This window comes from Okeania sp. SIO2B9 (assembly GCF_010672505.1).
Classification (GTDB): domain Bacteria; phylum Cyanobacteriota; class Cyanobacteriia; order Cyanobacteriales; family Microcoleaceae; genus Okeania; species Okeania hirsuta.
This window is the reverse complement of record NZ_JAAHGK010001525.1, coordinates 1-1,607: the sequence shown is the minus strand read 5'-3', so window position 1 is coordinate 1,607 and position 1,607 is coordinate 1. Positions and strand designations below refer to the sequence as shown.

At 33.9% G+C, this 1,607-nt stretch carries 2 protein-coding genes; both read left to right on the top strand.

Annotated elements, in window-relative coordinates; genetic code table 11:
• Positions 1–462 precede the first annotated feature (462 nt).
• Positions 463–867 carry a glutathione S-transferase family protein gene (locus F6K13_RS32280; protein WP_287289771.1) on the top strand — a complete coding sequence of 135 codons (405 nt, stop codon included), beginning with the start codon at positions 463–465 and terminating at the stop codon, positions 865–867.
• Positions 868–888: 21 nt separating this feature from the next.
• Complete coding sequence (locus tag F6K13_RS32275) at positions 889–1,131, top strand: glutathione binding-like protein (RefSeq protein ID WP_287289773.1); 243 nt, start codon at positions 889–891, stop codon at positions 1,129–1,131.
• The last annotated feature ends 476 nt before the right edge of the window (positions 1,132–1,607 follow it).

Genomic DNA, 1,607 nt, shown 5'->3' with positions numbered 1-1,607 from the left:
AGGAAAAGATTTGGGTTAAAGTTTAATTTGATATAGCAATTCCTATACTGGTAAGGTACAAAATTTGTTTTTCCTCCTGACTCCTGAGTTCTGACTCCTCCGTCGTTATTTATAACTGTTCAACCGGACATGATATTACTTTTAGCTTTTCCTTGAACGCGCTCGTCATCATTCACACAGAAATTATCAATTATTTCCCCTACTGCCTACTACCTACTCCCTCTTTTCTGCTGAATATCGCTAATTTATAAATACTGGCTCTTGACATTATCTCAATTAAAGGATATGTTCGAGTTAATTTGGTTATACTAGGCTGAATTTTTGCCATAATTTATTCTTTATCAAAATAACTGGGTCTAAAAACCCCGCCTTGATTGGCAAAATGTTTTTGGAGACTTGCTCAAATCTCAGTTACAAAAACAACTTCTGACTTCGTTAAAATGAGGAATAATATTCAAGAAAATGAATCCAACAATAGAACTTTTTTGCTTTCAAGGTAGTCTTTTTGCTTGGCGAGTACACCTGGCCTTAGTAATTCATAATGTTGATTATGTCTCTCATTATTTAGACCCATCAACAGGAGAACATAAACAACCCGATTATCTAGCTTTAAATCCTCGTGGTAAAGTGCCATTACTAAAACATGGGGAATTATTTGTGCGTGAATCTATAGCAATTTTAGTGTATTTAGATTCTCTCTATCCTGAGTGGCAACTTTTTGGCAATACTAGCCAAGAGAAAGCAATAATTTGGCAACAGGTATGTGAAATTGAAAATATAATTGTGCCCTCTTTACTTCAGCTTATCCCTCCAATTTTCTTTGGAGGTTTAGCAGAAAAAGAGAAGGAAGTTGTTGAAAATTTCTAGAAATTAAAAGAAGAATTTACCATACTCAATGATGAGGTTTTAGCAGATAAAAATTGGTTGGCAGGCAATCGATTATCTGCTGCGGATATTGCTATTTATCCTATTTTTAAATTTGTCGAAAAATTAGCAGTTCAGGAAGATGTAAGTAAATTAAACATAGACATCTTACCTATAGAGAAAAAATATCCAAAATTAGGAGATTTGCTACAAAAGATTGATGAAATGCCTAATGTTGATAGTCTCTATCCTCCTGACTGGCGTTGAAGCAGAAACAACAATGAATAATGAATAATTAATAATGAATAATTAGGACTTGCTGATTAAATCTAAAATCATTGACAGATAAAGCTTTTAGCATTTTTCCTTATATTCAATGCTCTCGGTTTTAACCAGAGGTAATTAGGGCTTGCTGATTAAAGATAAAATAATTACCAGATAAAGGTTTTAGCCTTTTTAGGTATTGAAAAAGTACATAGTTTTTGGCTCAATTAGCCTCAAAAAGCTAATATTTTTACCTGAAAATGCCAAAAATTTTGCCGTAGCAGATAGTCTAAACTGTTGCCAGATGAGCTGTTCCCTGTTGCCTATCATCACCATAAGACTTTTTCAGCAAGCCCTAATTATCAATTATTCATTATCCATTATCAATTGATGAACTCTTAAATACATACTGTGTAAGCATTCAGCTATTAGCTGTCAGCTAGCCTCCTGCGGAGGAACTGCGCACTTCAGCAACAATA